This is a genomic window from Ruminococcus sp. YRD2003 (genome assembly GCA_900109435.1).
GTDB classification, from domain to species: Bacteria; Bacillota; Clostridia; order Oscillospirales; family Ruminococcaceae; genus Ruminococcus; species Ruminococcus flavefaciens_G.
The window spans coordinates 1-16,218 of the sequence record FNZT01000007.1; the positions used below are offsets into that span (position 1 = coordinate 1).

Annotated in this window: 17 protein-coding genes and 1 pseudogene; 6 read left to right on the forward strand and 12 right to left on the reverse strand. The window is 39.4% G+C overall.

Going from position 1 to position 16,218, the window contains the following annotated elements; all coding sequences use genetic code 11:
- The 4 genes and pseudogenes from BMX22_RS06335 to BMX22_RS06350 all read right to left on the reverse strand — a co-directional run.
- Positions 1–379: hypothetical protein (locus BMX22_RS06335; protein ID WP_143055488.1), on the reverse strand; the 379-nt coding region annotated here is incomplete at its 3' end.
- A gap of 399 nt (positions 380–778) precedes the next feature.
- Positions 779–1,255, reverse strand: a pseudogene (gene tnpA, locus BMX22_RS06340) (IS200/IS605 family transposase).
- A gap of 181 nt (positions 1,256–1,436) precedes the next feature.
- Positions 1,437–1,961: a hypothetical protein gene (locus BMX22_RS06345; protein ID WP_074741645.1), complete on the reverse strand. Its 525-nt coding sequence runs from the start codon at positions 1,959–1,961 to the stop codon at positions 1,437–1,439.
- A gap of 69 nt (positions 1,962–2,030) precedes the next feature.
- Positions 2,031–2,969: a WYL domain-containing protein gene (locus BMX22_RS06350; protein ID WP_177172978.1), complete on the reverse strand. Its 939-nt coding sequence runs from the start codon at positions 2,967–2,969 to the stop codon at positions 2,031–2,033.
- A 483-nt stretch (positions 2,970–3,452) separates the two neighbouring features.
- Here BMX22_RS06350 and BMX22_RS06355 point away from each other — a divergent pair, with 483 nt between their 5' ends.
- The 5 genes from BMX22_RS06355 (at position 3,453) to BMX22_RS06370 (ending at position 8,031) form a co-directional block, all read left to right on the forward strand.
- Positions 3,453–4,631, forward strand: coding sequence for a hypothetical protein (locus BMX22_RS06355; protein WP_074741647.1), 1,179 nt, complete (start codon positions 3,453–3,455; stop codon positions 4,629–4,631).
- 22 nt (positions 4,632–4,653) lie between these two features.
- A complete protein-coding gene (locus tag BMX22_RS06360) occupies positions 4,654–5,964 on the forward strand; it encodes an MATE family Na+-driven efflux transporter (RefSeq protein ID WP_081349107.1) in 1,311 nt (436 codons plus the stop codon).
- Positions 5,965–6,580: 616 nt separating this feature from the next.
- Positions 6,581–7,099, forward strand: a complete 519-nt coding sequence (locus BMX22_RS06365) for a hypothetical protein (RefSeq protein ID WP_074741648.1) — start codon at positions 6,581–6,583, stop codon at positions 7,097–7,099.
- Positions 7,092–7,250: a hypothetical protein gene (locus BMX22_RS16385; protein ID WP_177172979.1), complete on the forward strand. Its 159-nt coding sequence runs from the start codon at positions 7,092–7,094 to the stop codon at positions 7,248–7,250. The genes BMX22_RS06365 and BMX22_RS16385 overlap by 8 nt, the downstream gene beginning before the upstream one ends.
- Before the next feature lie 268 nt (positions 7,251–7,518).
- Positions 7,519–8,031 (forward strand): hypothetical protein, encoded by a 513-nt coding sequence (locus BMX22_RS06370; RefSeq protein WP_074741649.1) that lies wholly within the window; start codon positions 7,519–7,521, stop codon positions 8,029–8,031.
- Between the two features lie 42 nt (positions 8,032–8,073).
- Here the strand turns inward: BMX22_RS06370 and BMX22_RS06375 are convergent, their stop codons facing one another.
- The 8 genes from BMX22_RS06375 to BMX22_RS06410 form a co-directional block, all read right to left on the reverse strand.
- Complete coding sequence (locus BMX22_RS06375) at positions 8,074–8,280, reverse strand: hypothetical protein (protein ID WP_074741650.1); 207 nt, start codon at positions 8,278–8,280, stop codon at positions 8,074–8,076.
- A gap of 438 nt (positions 8,281–8,718) precedes the next feature.
- Positions 8,719–9,618 carry a hypothetical protein gene (locus tag BMX22_RS06380; RefSeq protein ID WP_143055489.1) on the reverse strand — a complete coding sequence of 300 codons (900 nt, stop codon included), beginning with the start codon at positions 9,616–9,618 and terminating at the stop codon, positions 8,719–8,721.
- Positions 9,619–9,644: 26 nt separating this feature from the next.
- On the reverse strand, positions 9,645–10,031 hold the full coding sequence (locus BMX22_RS06385) for a hypothetical protein (RefSeq protein ID WP_074741652.1): 387 nt from the start codon (positions 10,029–10,031) through the stop codon (positions 9,645–9,647).
- 4 nt (positions 10,032–10,035) lie between these two features.
- Positions 10,036–10,458, reverse strand: a complete 423-nt coding sequence (locus tag BMX22_RS06390; RefSeq protein WP_074741653.1) for a hypothetical protein — start codon at positions 10,456–10,458, stop codon at positions 10,036–10,038.
- Complete coding sequence (locus BMX22_RS06395) at positions 10,455–10,832, reverse strand: hypothetical protein (RefSeq protein ID WP_074741654.1); 378 nt, start codon at positions 10,830–10,832, stop codon at positions 10,455–10,457. Before BMX22_RS06395 ends, BMX22_RS06390 begins: the two co-directional genes overlap by 4 nt.
- A gap of 15 nt (positions 10,833–10,847) precedes the next feature.
- A complete protein-coding gene (locus BMX22_RS06400; RefSeq protein ID WP_074741655.1) occupies positions 10,848–11,198 on the reverse strand; it encodes a hypothetical protein in 351 nt (116 codons plus the stop codon).
- A gap of 13 nt (positions 11,199–11,211) precedes the next feature.
- Positions 11,212–12,147 carry an ATP-binding protein gene (locus tag BMX22_RS06405; protein ID WP_074741656.1) on the reverse strand — a complete coding sequence of 312 codons (936 nt, stop codon included), beginning with the start codon at positions 12,145–12,147 and terminating at the stop codon, positions 11,212–11,214.
- Between the two features lie 224 nt (positions 12,148–12,371).
- Positions 12,372–13,511, reverse strand: coding sequence for a tyrosine-type recombinase/integrase (locus BMX22_RS06410; protein WP_074741657.1), 1,140 nt, complete (start codon positions 13,509–13,511; stop codon positions 12,372–12,374).
- Between the two features lie 331 nt (positions 13,512–13,842).
- On the opposite strand from BMX22_RS06410, the gene BMX22_RS06415 reads away from it, so the two are divergent.
- Entirely contained in the window at positions 13,843–16,167 is a 2,325-nt protein-coding gene (locus tag BMX22_RS06415) for an NACHT domain-containing protein (RefSeq protein ID WP_074741658.1), read from the forward strand.
- The last annotated feature ends 51 nt before the right edge of the window (positions 16,168–16,218 follow it).

Below are 16,218 nucleotides of genomic sequence, written 5' to 3' on the forward strand. Positions count from 1 at the left end.
AACAGCAATAACGATCGTAGCAACGACGATATTTTTCTGCTAATAAATCGCTTAACTCCTTATTTTCTTCTTCGGTATTTGATGCTTTTACGGTATAAACCTCCAGTTCCTCTGCATCAAGTGCAAACCAGAGGATCTTCCTTATTATTTCTTCTGTATTACGAGCGGAACCGTCGTAGCGCGCATCCATTTCCCGAAAAATTTTAGAGCAGCCGATTATGACTAAAACATAATCGGATTCGTCGTAAAAAGAAAGTTTTATTTCTCTGCCATTGTGTTCTATCCAATGCTCTGTTGTGCCCTCAATTCGGAAATTGACGTACGCCTCGAAGAATTTCTGAGACACATCTACCCATGTACGTCTTGAATAATACTCCATACGCTACCTCCTGAAAGAAAGTCGTGATTTATGTTTTCTTCATTATACTACTCAAAAATTTGAATTCCGAAGATTCGGAGGGGCAAACAGAAAAATCTCCCTTTTGCACAAATTGATGGTGCTCAAAATATGCAGTATGTATAAGCGCTCTGTGAAGTGAACGTTGCTTCTGCTGTAGTCATATTATAACACAGGGGAATGAGTACAAAAGCGCGTATGTCTGTATGGTATAATAATAGTTTTCGCACTTTTATTCTTTTCCATATTATAATCAAAACCACCCGTAAAACGGGTGGTTTGAGGAAGCCCTAGAAGGGCTTGATACGGACACTGCCCCTTAAGTGGGCTGAGAAAGGTCTGCCAACTGCATTTCATTCTCAGCTACCCCTTAAGGGGTTTTTACTTCTTCTTATACTTTTCTCCAGTAAATGGGTCTGTTGTTTCAAACAAACTTAACTGGTCTGTCATAATATCTTCTTGCAGCTGGTTCTTTATATACTCTTCAATTTTCTTAGCATTCTTTCCTACTGTATCAACATAATATCCTGTACACCAGAAATGTCTGTTACCGTACTTATACTTCAGATTTGCATGTCGCTCAAATATCATCAATGAGCTTTTTCCTTTCAAGTAGCCCATTATCTGCGATACACTGTACTTCGGCGGAATTGCAAGCAGCATATGTATGTGATCCGGACATGCTTCTGCTTCTATTATTTCTACTCATTTTTGTTCACATAACCTTCTTAGTATCTTTCCTATATCAGTTTTTATCTGACTATAAATCACCATTCGTCTATACTTTGGTGCAAACACTATATGATACTTGCAATTCCACTTGGAATGTGCTAAACTATTTATATCGTCTCGTTTCATGACGATACCTCCTTTGTTATTTTCAGTTCGGTTGGCAGACCATTACTATTATAACATGGGAGGTTTTCTTTTTCTACTCATAGCTAAAGCTTCTTTGAACCCCTGGCAGAGCCAGGGGTTTTCGGGATACAACAAAAAACATAGGGCGTTTCCGCCCTATGTCCTATAGCAAATTATAATCTCAATTTTTATTCTGTCGCTCACGGATAAACTCATTTATGATTTGAGCACACTTTTGATATGGAGCCGAATCAAGAATCTTTATGATTTCAAGAATGGTATTCTTTGCCGCATCTTCGGAAGAAAAATCAGGAGTTATTGACACATGAAACTTAGTACCATCTGACGCGAGAATAGCCCCTTCTCTTTCGCCCCTAAAACTATATCCATGAGTTTCAAAGCATTCTCTTGCCTTACGATATAATTCTTCATGTCCTGCTTTGGTTTCCAAATGAATAGGTATATCTATATTAGTGACTTTGGTTATTGGTGCTCCACTTTCTCGTCTCCAATTCAACTCAAAATGAAAACTGATATTAGACCATTCATCATCAGAAATAATACTCCAGAATTCTTTTTTATAATTTCCTAGTTTTAAACCGTTGGGAAAACGGTATTTCCCATTTGATAATGTTTCCAGCTGGTGAGCAATCCACATATCCTCATAGTATCTTGCCATATTCTCTGATAAAAAAGTCGTAGTCATAAGTTTTCCTCCTCATTGATTATAGAATATCCTTTATTATAATATCACGTAGTATGCGACATTATTGTCTTACTCGTTTTCGTATTTTTTGAGAGCGTTCCTCAGTGTTTCTGCTATCTGTTTGCGCAGGCTCTTAGGGGACAGCACCTCTACCTCATCTGCGAACTGTATCGCCCAATGCAGCATTGAGGCTTCGCTTGCTTCAACGTGAACTATCATCATATCATCAGGCAGCGTTTCAATTCTGTTATTTGTACCAAAACTATCCGCGATATCGTTCATCATATAACGCTTGCACTGGAATGAGATATGTACCGGAGTACCGCTCCACAGATTAGGATGCGTTTTTATGTAATCTGAAAGCCTGATACCGGCTGAAAAGCCTTTGAGTGTACGAAGCTGAGTTGCAGGTTCATCGTTCTTTACGCAGCCTTTGATTCGGTCAATGCGGAAATGCGTCAGATCGTCGTATTCCGGAAGATTGCATATCAGATACGAGTGACCGTTTCGGGAGACTATCTGATATGGATTGACCATATACAGCTTCTTTTTTCCATTGGAGTCAATTTTTTCTTTCAGCTTACCGTCTATCCCGCAGTCGCAGTAGTGGAATGACACCTGTCTGCCATCAGCGATAGCACTACCGATATTTTCAAGTGTGATATAGATCTCTCTGTTAATGATCTTATCAAATACCTCCATATCGGTATTCTTAATTGTCGAGAGAAAAAACTTGCTTGATAAGCCTTCAAGACGTCCTATAAGGCTAAGGCGTTCTTTCTTTGAAAGGCCGTCAGAAGCGAGGACATTATCAATTAGCAGACGCAGCTCTCCGTCCATAAACTCATGAACGTAATACCAGTCTGTCAATATTACTTCATCTTTTCCATTCTTACCTTTACGGATAATAGCATCATCTTCATATTCGCTTCCTCGATATCTTACCGGAAAGCCAAATTCTATAAGCTTGGACAGATTGCGTTTGACGGTCTTTAGCGCAACCTCCATTCCATATTCCGATTTTATCAGTTTTTGTATCTGTTGCTGAGAAAGTCTGTGATCAACATCAGAGTGTTTCTGTAAAATATGAAGAATATCAAGTATTATAACTTTTTTAGGCTGATCATTTGGCATAGTTGGCACCTCACTTTTAAGTATTATATTAATTATATATCATTTATTTGCACAAGTCAAGCGAATATTGTGAAGATATTATAAATATCTGTGCCGCATTTATTGCGGTGCTTCATTTTAGTCCATTTTTTTGAAAACGAGTCACTAATAAGTTTGTCGTTATTTCCTGATATTGAAAAATACATATTCTCATGATATAATGAAATAAATGCTGATAGGTGGTGAAAGAATGGGATTATTCAGTAATACTAAGATCAATATAATAAAAAAGTACCCGATGGTATCGTTGTTGCGGTAACAGGTGCAAAAGCTTCTCTTAAATCTGAATTGATAAGTCTTGAAGAGAACGAGAAGGATATGACATATCCTATGGTAATGACGTTAAACGGTACTCCATTAATGGAGATGCATCCGAGTTATTGTCCTACCTGCTGCGGATTACTTGCAACAGGCTATGGACTTGATAATGCGAAATGCAACGAACTTACCGAAATATCAGATAAAATCAACAGTGGATTTACTGGCGTTGATGATTTTCTTGAAACTATAAAGCCTCTTATCGGACTATTTGAAGACGGAGTATATCTTATCAGAGATACAAAGACTTTTCCTGTTGACGGTGACAGCCACTTCTTTTGGGCAGTTCCTGACGAGCTTAAATACTATAATTCATATACAGACGCATATTATATCACCGATCTTATGCGACTAAGTGAATTAAAAGGTATTTTCCTTTATCCTACGCAATCGCGAGACAGGTATGATGAGAGCCGTGTCAAGCATTATATAGACTTATTCAGCAGCGGAAAAGAAAAGCCTCGTGCAATAGCATATAACGCAATGGGCGGAATGAGTGCTTTGCTTGACGGGCACCACAAGGCTTGCGCAGCTGCAAGGCTCCATGTCCCTCTTGATACGATAGTAATTACAAAGGGACATCTGTCAGGAAGCAAAGATAATATCAACATACAGTTCGGCTTTTACCTTGATGCCAAGTACGATATAGCAGTAGATAAAACAAGTGGTCTTCCTTCAAAACTTTACAAACAATACACAGAGCAAATGGCTGATCTTTACGCCAAAAAGAAACAGCCGTCACCTGTACTTTATAAAGGGCTGCCTGTTGAAAGCAGATTTGCAAAACGCGAATGGGAAAAATGCTATACAGACGCTGTTTATTATTATCCGACAGCAGATCAGTTTGCAGGTGAATTAGCCTGTGATTACAGTGCTATTGAAAATATGTCTGCCGAAGAGGTATATGACTATGTTTTTCAGCAGGAGGATCCGGATTATTATGCACGGGTACTTATGAGCAGATTAGTACGAACGAATGACAAGCGTGCAAAAGAACTGCTTATGAAATTTGTAGCACTTCCGGTCAACGGCTATACAAAGCCTCAGATAGCTGCTGCTCTCAGGAGTTTGATGAACTATAAAGATGATGAGACTGAAAAGATATTCATTGATTATGTTATCTGCGGTGATGACTATCTTGCAGATATAGCCAAGGATTACTGGGCGGATGGTGAATAATTATCATACATAGGAGAATATAATGGACAGAATAATGAGATCACTTAAGAATATAAACGGAAGATTGTTTCTGTCGCTATTGGTCATGGGACTTTGTCCGACGCTGTACACAACGCTGCGAACCTTTTTCCTCGGACAGCTTCCCGGAGAATGGTCGTATTCAATAGCAGGACAGCTTTCATGGGTGAATCTGCTGTATGAGGTCATAAACGAAGCAATAGTTCTCCCTCTGTACTTTTTCATGGGACAGGCTGTGTCTGATAAAAAAGAATTCACTAACAGGATACGAAGCGGACTGCTTGTATCACTGGGAATATATACGGTATGTTCTGTTCTTGTAATGGTATTTGTACACCCACTGCTAAGATTCATGGCTGTATCTACTGATATATTATCGGAATCCGCAAGCTATATCAGGATAGAGTGTATAGCCAATATCTTCGGTATACTGTATAGCTTTATCTGCGTAGCTCTTATTACAATCGGAAAGGATAAGCTTGTTTACGCTATAACGGCAGCAAAGCTGATACTCAGCCTGCTCCTTGATACATTACTCGTCTCAACACAACCTGTATCACTGAATTGTGGCGTTAACGGCATAGGTATTTCCAACATAATCTCAAACCTCATCTTGTTCATCATTGCTGCTGTACTTATTAGCAGATGTGGTTATCATATATTTGAAAAGGGAAAGCTGTCCTTTGCGTGGATGAAGGACTTCCTTAAAATTGGCGGTATCTCAGGACTTGAATCTTTTGTCAGGAATATTGCGTATATGCTCATGGTCTCGCGTATGGTGAATATGGTCGGAGAGCAAGGGACATATTGGGTGGCAAATAACTTTATATGGGGATGGATGCTGCTGCCTATAACTCAGCTTGGAGAGCTTATAAAGCAAGAGACATCCAAGGACAAGAATGCAGTAAAGAATAATACCCTTGGCTATTTTACGATAACGGCTGTAACATGCCTGATATGGGTGATAACAATTCCGCTGTATAAACCGTTTATGTCTCATATTCTCGGATATAACGACGTAGATAAACTGTTCAAGCTTGTAATGGTATTGTTCGTGTTCTATGTGATGTACGCCTTCCAGAACGTTTTCGATGCGACTTTCTATGGCAGAGGCAAGACGAATTATATGCTGTTCGAGTCGATAGTGACAAACAGCATATACTACGGAACGTTCTTCGTTCTGTACCTATGTGGAATATGGCATCCTACGCTCATTGGCATAGCTCTGATGTTCGGCTGCGGAAATGCCTTTGATTCAGTTGTTTCCTATATTGCATACCGGCATTTCCTTAAAAAGGAGAATGCTATGAAATGACATAATTAGAATAGACTCACAAAATCATTTTTTATGTACTGCACCGCCTTCGGGCGGTGCTTCTGTTTATGTATTCTTTGCCTATTTTTTGGACTTCTGAAATAGATATTATTTATTTGAGTAATATCTCGGTATGTGCAATCATCGATAAATAGACGTAAAAAAATGTCTCCCCGTTATTAGGAGGAGCTGTTTGTCAAATCAAAATAATTATTCAGAACACTTGACATTCGTGTGCTTCCGTGATATACTAAGTACAGTAAAAATCAAAGGCATTGAATTTTAGGCACGTTACACCTATGGGTGTACTGTGTTCAAAATTCAATGCCTTTTTTGTTATGTCAGCAGCTTGACAAACCGCGTCGGGAGACGTTGCATAGAGCGCCGGGAGGCGCGCAGGACGTAGCAAGAGACTGCTTCATCCAATCTCCGTCTGTAAATCGGTGCTTATAGAAAGTATGCATTGCGGTTCGGGATCTTCCCGGACTTGCGTACCTGTAAGCCAATGTCTGCACAGCAGACGCCGAGCGGAGTGAATCAAAAACAAAGTCTCAATTATTTACAGGATCGGTAAACCCACGGAATGGCAGTGTTTTCTGTCAGAAATGGAGTAAAAATGAAAAATTTTGTAAGCTATTTTGAGATCAGAGGTATATCAGGTATGATGGTGTTCTCTGACAAAGGTGTGGAAATAAGATCATCGGATCCCAATAAAGGAATAAGTAATATCGACTCATTTACTATTCTTGGGTGCTCAAAGAGAGTAAGGCAGCTTCTCAAGGATCACAAGCCTGACCAATCTGTTCAATATTCAATTGTTGAGCGTATTTCAGGTGATAAAAGCGTTACTTCTTTCGTGAAAAAACAAAAGGTCAATAAATCCATATGTGATTTCCCAGTATATGATATTTCCGAATATGCTGAATATGAACGCGGATGGTTTTATACTATTATGCACTCAAGATATTTCTTTACAATTGACGCTTTATTCGTAGCCAAACAATGTGCAGGTTCTTTTTGGGCAGGGCTTGCGGATTTTAACAGGAAAAGTCTTCTTAAAAACCTTCAGAAATACAGCGGATTCAGATATGTTCGTCATCGGGATATACTGGATTGCTGTATTGACTTTGTATAAAAGTATAACAAGCACATATGCCGAACACACTGACTGGATAAACTGCGAGTTCATAAACTGCACCTTCATCAACAGCAATCTCTGCTGCGAGGGCTCTCAGAATCAGAACTGCAAGTTCACGGACTGCAATACTATGTATTTTAAGGCGTGAGGACTTGACAAATGAGGAAGTGAGTGATATAGTAAATGCAGATAATATTTGAAAGGTAGGGCAGCTGTGGATCAAGAAAATATGGTATCGCTTATAAGGGGCGTGCTGTGTCTTCTTGATTCACAGCTGCCCTTTTGTTGTTCTCAGAGCTTTTCCACTCAGGCTCTCTGCGGCAAGGCGTTGCTGTTTTTCACAAGCATCAAAAACTCAGGAACACAGTTCCGCTTGACCGCCCCTCAGCAGTATAGAGGGAGAATGGAGTATTATTATGGGAAACAAAAATGAGTACACGGGCAGAAATTTCGTTGTCAGCGATTTCGAGGTCGCGCCTTATGACCCTGACGAATACGAGTATAACGGCGACCATAAATGTCACGGACAGATCATCGTGAACAAACTGGAGAAGACTATCACTTTCAGGCATATTTCCGGCACTAAGCCGATATTCAATGTCGTTCTGGCGGTTATGGCTCTTAACAAGAATTGGTTTCGAGTATTCAACGCTGAAGAATGCGAAGTTAAGTATGAAAACAATATGCTACTTATAAGGGATATACCGGCATCGTATTATGTCGCGCATATTGGAGAAAACGGGCTGCCTGTTGTAGACCAGATAATCGAGCACGTCCCGTATTTCAAGGATGTTGAGGAGTTCACCCTGACCGAGCTGGAGTTTTATCTACTCGCTGAATTCAAAAGTATGCTTTATTTTTCGTCCGGCAGTCTTAAACGAGACAGGAAAAGATTCGCTAAATACTGGGAATTCAGGTATATCATATAATGGTCAAAATAGAACGGCTTCCTTTACGGGAAGCCGTTGTTGTTATAATTCGATTTTGCACTTATAATTACCGCAGGAAGCGTAGGCGAGCGTGTCAACGCTCCTTTTGATACATCTGCATTTTGCGGCATTATCATAGCTCCACTGGTCGCGCTGATAGGGCTGGATATATCTGCAGGACGGGTCCCACCAGTATTTGCAGAATGCACAGCACTTTACGCCTTTAATGTTTACAACCACTTTACCCATTGATAAGCACCGTTATTTCAGACGTGACCACTTTGTAAAACTATTGGGACTGCAAGTGCAAGGCTGCTGTGGGAATGTTGATGAATTCTTCTTTCTGCATATTGCTGCGCTGCCGTTTGTGGTTGCTGCTGCGGTACTCATTTGAACTGCATTTCTAGCTCCTGTCCAATATTCACAGCCAGCACATAGCTTTTCGCCTGTGTTAGGGTATGTAGTAACGCTTCCGTTTGCTCCGATCCCTGCCATATTTATGACCTCCTAAACTAATGATTCTCAGCCTGTTATTTCATTCATATTCATCATATAAATCCGACAAGAATTTATTGAAATAATCGTTGTTAATTGAAGCTCCATATTCTTTAGAGAGCTGCAATAATCTATTCGCTTCTTCCTCATTTTTTTCGACTCCATTGCCTTTTCGGTAAAAGGAATATGCAATCAATCATCTAAACTGATTTCCAGTGTTTCCCCTTCAACCATATTGCTTTCACATCCTGATGCTAATTCAAATTCTTCCGGACTAAGCTTTGATATGTAATACTTTGTCCCATCATCCTTCTTTAGTATTACATACTTATCTCTAAATTCAGCGTATGCTAAATCGTGAACTAAACTAGGAAATGTATTTTCGAACTTATAGTATGAATGGAAAACAGCGGCTTTCTCATAAAGGTCGTTTACATCAAAGATATAAAAACCTGGGATTAATTCTATTAACTTTTCTTTGGTTCTTGTTTCCACGAACTCCTTATACGGAATAGGAATATATTCGGAAAGACCAATGTAATGTGGTACATTTATCGGCTCATTAGATTGAGTCTGCTCTTTTATCTTCTGCTGACGTTCGTATTCCGGATTGATATAATCGATTCCCCTTGAAGATTCAAAATCAGGCGAATTCATACAGTATGAAATAAAATCCTGGGTTGAAGCATATCCATGTGAATCAATGAATCTTTGGATCCTGCCCGGCATTGCATCCAGCTCAGTTTGTCTTTTCTGGTCTTTTTTCGCAGTCACAAAGGCATATATTACTATAACAAAAAAAGGAACAGTTGCACATATCATATCAATTATTCCGGAAAATAGCATTGTTAACAGAGTGGATCCATCATATAATTCTGGATCAGAAGATGCCCCCAAAAAACTAAATACGTATAAAGCAAACAGTATAGCTAAATAGATTATCATAAAAACGAAAGGGATCAAAAGAGACTTCATAGCTGCTTTTTTATAGGGGACCCCTTTCTTACGTTCTTCATCATACTTAATACTTGTGGTCGGCAAAAGCAAAACGAAGTATATAATCAAACTTAAAGAAGAACAGCAACAACACATGATACCACCTCGCTCCTTTATTCCTTCTACGCATTCTTAAGTGTTAAGACTTGTTTCTCAACATAAGAAGTGATTTCTATCTTCTCACCCTCAATTCCTAATGATTGATTCATCAGTTGTCTTATATCATCTGGAACTTCATTTTCGTCAATATACTTTTGCTCAATAACAGTATCTTTTCTCCATTTTCCTTCTGGAAGTTTTGAATAGTTCTCAGACATATTCTTGAAACCGCTACCAACGCGCTTAATAAATGTTTGGGAACCTTCTACGGCTACATTAAGAACCGCTTTGATTTTTTCTGCAGCTTTAGCTAGCCATTGAATAATGTTTTTCCAATATGCGTGAATCAAAACTCCTGCTCCTGCAGCTAAAGCTGCGGCTGCTCCTATAACTAATAACGTACCTAACATAGTATTACTCCTTTTCTGGTCTTGTTACCTTGAATTTTTCTGGTGTGGTTTTTAATGCTTCGAGTCTGGAAAGTGTTTCAGAATCGTCAGTAAATGCTGAAAGCTTTAGACGTTGAGTTATATTGCTTTTAATCCATTTTTCATCGCTGCTATCTTTCTTTTTTCCATAAAGAACGATATCCATTACGACATTTTCGGGATCGTTTTCATGTATGCTTAACGTACACTCCCCACCATACATATCAACATTTTTTCGCTTTTCTTCATCTAGCATATAGCGGTCTATCTGCTTGCCAAGCTGATTGGTAAACTCACTAAATGATATAGGGGTTTTTTCAAGACTTTTACCCTTGTGATAAAAGAAAGCAATAATTCCTGTTCCAATCGCTACAGCTGTACCTATGCCAAGAAATGGCAGAATATTCATCTTATCCCTCCTTTGCCTGGAGCGGCGATATTGAATTCTGTTTTCTCTTTCAGCAGTTTTCGGAGTATTGAAAGAGTTGGTTCGTCTTTACTGAATTCCTGATAATTGAATTTGCTTTTTATAGTTCTTTCTATGATCTTTTTTGTTGGATCCTCTTGATAATAAAGAACTGAAACAACAGTTAAAAACGTATTCTTTGTAAATTCATCGGATTCGACCATTGAAGAGATAGTACATTTCCCACCATGATAAGCGCATTTGTTTTTCTTGCGGAATGTAATGATCTCGTTATCGACCAAACCATTATAGTATTTTAAGAATGATTCCCATGTAAACAGCTGTGGAGCTGCTTTGTTTTTATTGATTAATCCCATATTATCCACCTCGCTTTATTTGAGCGCCATTTCCAATTCTTCCGTCATATCCAATTGTGAGCCGCTTACCATACGCGATTTGATCTCATCTGGAATTTCTGATGAAGAAACTTCTCGTGAAACAGTAGTTTTTTGCCATTGTTTTCCGTTATAAGAATAATTATCAGATATTTCACTATTTACGCCGAGTTTTTCGCCCACAAAAGTCTTACAGCCAATTACTGTACCATCAACTTTATCCATTATCATAGCAGGTATAGATTGCAGCCACTGAAGAAAAGAAGCACGGAATTGCTCAATTAGTGTCATGATACCAAATGCAACAGCTTCGATGGCAAATTTTTTTATTATGGAAAATAAAAGCATTGAAATCTCTCCTTTATATTATTTTATTTCGAATTGATAGAGGAACATCCTTTTCATCAACTATTTCGCTTTTTGTTACAACAGTATTAGATGCGGATTTATTAGCTTTTTTACTTGCGATAATGCTCTCAACAGCAAGCGTGAAATCCTTTTCTGATACGACCGCAGAATCGTTTCTTGCGGCATTAAGGGCAGCCTTCAAAACAGCAGTAGATATATCACTTCCGCTCAAACCGTTATGTTCTTCCGCAAGCTTATGAATATCTGCATTTACTGGCATTTGAGAGGGAATATAATGCTTCCACAGTTTCTCGCGAAGTTCTGCATTTGGTAATTCAAATCGTATATGGTAATGTATTCGTCGCATAAAGGCTGAATCATAATTACTGATAAAATTAGTAGCGAAAATGACCATTCCTTCATAGGAATTAAGGAGTGTAAGCAATACTGAACGAGTCTGATTTACACTTACATCTGTTGCGCTGCTCATATCCGTTACACGCTTGCTGAGCAGAGCGTCTGCTTCGTCAAAGAATATTATGTCATCTTTATTGGTGGGATCGCTGAAAAGCTTTGAGAGATTCTTACTGGTCTCGCCAACGTATTTGGATTCAATGTCAGCGTAATTGACACAGATAAGCTTTTTGCCGAGTGCATCTGCAATTGCATGAGCTGACATACTTTTGCCGGTACCAGATTCGCCGTAAAGGTTGACGAACAGGTTTTTTCTTTCCTTCATTACGGAGCTGAGCCCCCAGTCCACGAAGACCTTTTTCCAATTCTTCTGGGCGCTGACAACAGTTTTTAACTCGTCAATTGTCTTGTCAGAAAGAATGAGATCAGAAAAAGTATAGATCGGTGCTGATTTATTGAACTGAACACCTTGCTGTACAGGTGCTTTGTTTTGATCATTCTGATTGTTTTTATTTGAATTTGGTATCAACGGCATTTTTATCCTCCTTTATTTCGACCGCCGGAAACGGAGGTTTCTTACATTTACTCTCTTTGCATTGCGGACACGGATCAATCACGCATTTTATGAGCCCGAGTTTATAGGGACATTTCAAACATTTGAGCATATGCTTCCTCCTTTGCTGACAGAAGTCTGCGAAAATGGTATAATTATTTGAGAATTGCCATAGATTTCTGCACTTTCTGTCATTAGTGCCGATTTCAACGATATATAGGCAGTTTTACAGCAATGCCTGACGATGATTCTGACGGCGAATATACTTTTGATTCAAGCAGCTCCATACACGCTATCTTACGCTCCATAGAGGTATGAGCATAGCGATTTAGCGTAGTTTCCACGCTCGCGTGACCGAGTATCTCCGAGAGCGTCTTCACATCGAACCCTGCTTGAAGACAATTCGTAGCAAATGCGTGGCGAAGGCTATGAAAGCTGACTGACGGTAAATCTGCTTTTTTCAGTATTTGTTTGAAACGTCTCTGCAAGGTTCTTGGTTCAATTACTATCTCAGAATTCGATAAAACATAATGATTATCAGCGCTGCGGGATTCCCGCAGCAGCTTCGTAATAAAATGTGGTATAGGAATAGTGCGACGTGATGTGCGGCTTTTCGGAGTATCTGCTATAATGCGTGTTTTGTGGCTTTCAGTACGTATACGCTGAACTGTTCGTCTGACGGTTATTAAGCTTTTCTCAAAGTCAATATCTCCCCACATCAGACCGCAGACCTCACCTACACGAAGTCCCGTATACAAGCTCAGGAGTATACATAGAGCTGTCGGACTTAGGTTCTTTGTAAGGAACTTGCATAGCTGCCACTGCTGAGTATTTGAAAGCAAGGACTTCTCTTTTCTCTGCACTTTAGGAAGTGCCACATCTGCCAATATATTGCGAAATCCGTGAATCTTAGATATATACTTAGCCATAGTTTTGAAAACGATTATGATGTCGGAAACGTATTTAGCAGAAAGACCGGAATCTAGCTTTTTCTGAATATAGCTGTTAATCATTTGCACCGTCAGGGAATCATAGCGAAGTCCGCCAAATTCAGGCATGATATGCTTTTCGACCTTCATCTGATAGTTTGCGTAGGTTGAGAGCTTCACTCGAAGCTTTACTGCTGACAGCCACTCGTCAAATAGCTCTTTTACCGTCAGGCGGCAAGTAGTTTGAGGAGCGGTGACATTCACCTTCAATGGAACAAGCTTTGAACGCACCTCTGTGTAGGAGTATCCGTATACAGAGCGATATTTAGCCTTTCCATAGCCATTATATCCGCATTTATACCGTCCCTCCCAGCGTCCGTCCTTGCGTTTATAAATGTTTTCTCCGCGGCGAGCCATAGCTCTTCCTCCTCCTTGACCATATTTCTGACGCACTAAAACTGTTATTTATAACAAAGCAGACCGGTTCTGATTGTCGAAACTGCTGATTTTTATTTCTTATTAGTGAACAATTATCAAAATCTGTTGAATGATATTTCTTTTTGTGTTAAAATCATACATATAAAGTTCAACGTATGATCGCCGTAAATTGCAGAAATTTGCGGCGTATTTTTTTGACAATGAGCCTCAGATATGGTACACTTATTACGTCAATTAAATCATATCATGACGGAGAATAGAATCTGCCGCAAAAACAGTATGATTTGCCGCAAATATCGGGAGGTGTGATATGCTTTCCTTGAATGTTTTATTATCGCTTATAATGCAGGCGAAGCGAAAAGGTAAGGGCATTCTTTCAAACGGGACTGTTTATGCTATGCTTATGCTCTGTATTTCGGACTTTTCGTGTGAAAACGAACTCCTGAAATGCTTCAATAATGAGGTCGTTCCTAAAGAAGCAAACAGAAAGCTCGAAAGATATTTAAGTCGTTTTTTCAGGGATGGAAAAGGGTATCCGTATAATCTGATAAGCTTTTCAGAATTTGAAAGCTGTATCGGCAGTACCGATAAAATGGCGGTATACTGTCGAAAGCTCAGAACAGTCCTTGACAGTTTTATAGATGAGCAGAAGACAGAGTCGCTTGTATTTACACTTCTCGAGCTTCTGAGAAATGACCGGAATGTCGATAAAATAGTTTACGGAAGTGGATATATCTGCAAAGATGAAATGTTTGGTAGCAGCGCACATCAGAAGCGTATATGCGTAGAAGCGCTGCTCCTTGGAATGCTCTATCTATGCCATAAAACTGCTGATATATCCCCAAAAACAGAACTTTTGGAATATGTGGGAAAAAGGACTTTTTTCACCGTCAGATTCTCTGATAGTACTTCATTTGACCTTGAATACAAGGTCGATGTTATTGAAAATATGTTTGCAGCAGCCAGACGTCAGCAACAGAAAAAACTGCGCTATCCACTTGAATTATGTGTTGACGGAGAAGTAACTGGAGAACTGCCAAAAAACGGCTATATCTTCCTATGTGGAGTTCACGGCTCGGGCAGAACATCGCTTCTGAAAAGCATCATAAACTCCGACGATTCAGCATTTATCTATATTCCGCTCGAAGGCTATACTTCCGAATTCCACAGAGAATTCAGCAATGAGCCATGCGGGGTACTCTTAAACGCTTTGATGAAATACCATTATCAGGACGAATATCGGTCATTTGAAATGCTTGTCTTATCCGAAGGCAGGGATACCGCTTTACAGCAGCTCACAAGTCTTAGCAATGAATTCAGTAATAAGCCTGTTCACAGCCGCAGCTGGACACTGCTGCTTGACGGACTGAACGACATAGATATCAGCAATCAAGAGGCATTTATCAGTGAATTGGAGTTTATTCATAAGAACTGGAGCAATGTCCGTATCATTGTTTCGGGGTGTGCTGTTCCGAAGAATGATATTTTCAATGAGTTCATCATAGCTGAAATTATCGGTATACCGTCGGACTACATAAATGAGAGATTTGCTGAGAGTAATATAAGCACTGAGCTTAGAGAAATGCTGAAAATGCCGGCATTACTTGATATTTACGAAAACAACAGCGACAGTATAAAAACACAGGGTGAGCTGCTTGATACATTTTTTTCTGAATGGCAGGGCAGCGATACTGTACGCTTTCTTGTTCAGTTTGCTCTCCCAATGATCGCTAAAAGAATGCTTGAGGATTCCTCGCTTGACAAGCTTTCAAGAGCGGAGGTAATAAAGCTCATCAATACAGCTGTCAGAATATACATCAAGAATGATTATGTTTATCAGAGCTGTATTTCAGTTAAAGGCATAGATAAAAAAATCCTGCTCGAAAGCAGGAAGAATCATAACTGGATAGATATACTTCTGAAAAACACCGGACTTATGGTCGAAGATGTTGCAGATGATCTTTCTTTTGTAAACAGATCGTTCCGCGATTTTTTTGCTGCAAAACACATCATCAATGCCATAGGTATCTTTGAGGACGGTTGCATTATTGCACACGATAATGAGAAATACTTTGAGGAGATAGGTCTTTCCGGAATGTGGTTCGACAATATAGATTTATTCCCTGAGAAACGCAATATTTACAGGCTTATCGGTGAACTTTGCCGGGAATATGCCAAGAAAGCCGGAAGTGAGGAACTCTACACAAAGAATCAACTTGACAGATTCCTTGATATCTGCCGAGGGTTAAAAAGCGGATATAACGTTGAAAATATCATCACTGTAAGAAAAATAATACATAATAACAAGGTCTTTCATACGGATTTCGGCTGGCTAAATACACCGTTGCTGCTCCCGTCTGACGTTACGTACAGTTTAGACGGAGAATATCCGTGTGATTTCTATGGTTGCAGGATATACCGTGTTGCTGACAGCGACAATGTCAATGATAATATCTTCAGGAATTGTGATTTTGCAGATGCTGTTTTCCTCGATATGGAAATAAAGGAAAAGATACATCAGCTTGGCGGTATAGTTGATTTTGAGGATGACAGCTTCATGGATGAGAATTACCGTGATATGATACTTCCATGGATCAAACCGATTCCGCGCAGCAGGTATACTTTCACAGGATAATAGATGCGTTTAGGATAAGTGTACCAGACAGTGAATTATAGAGAGAATTAT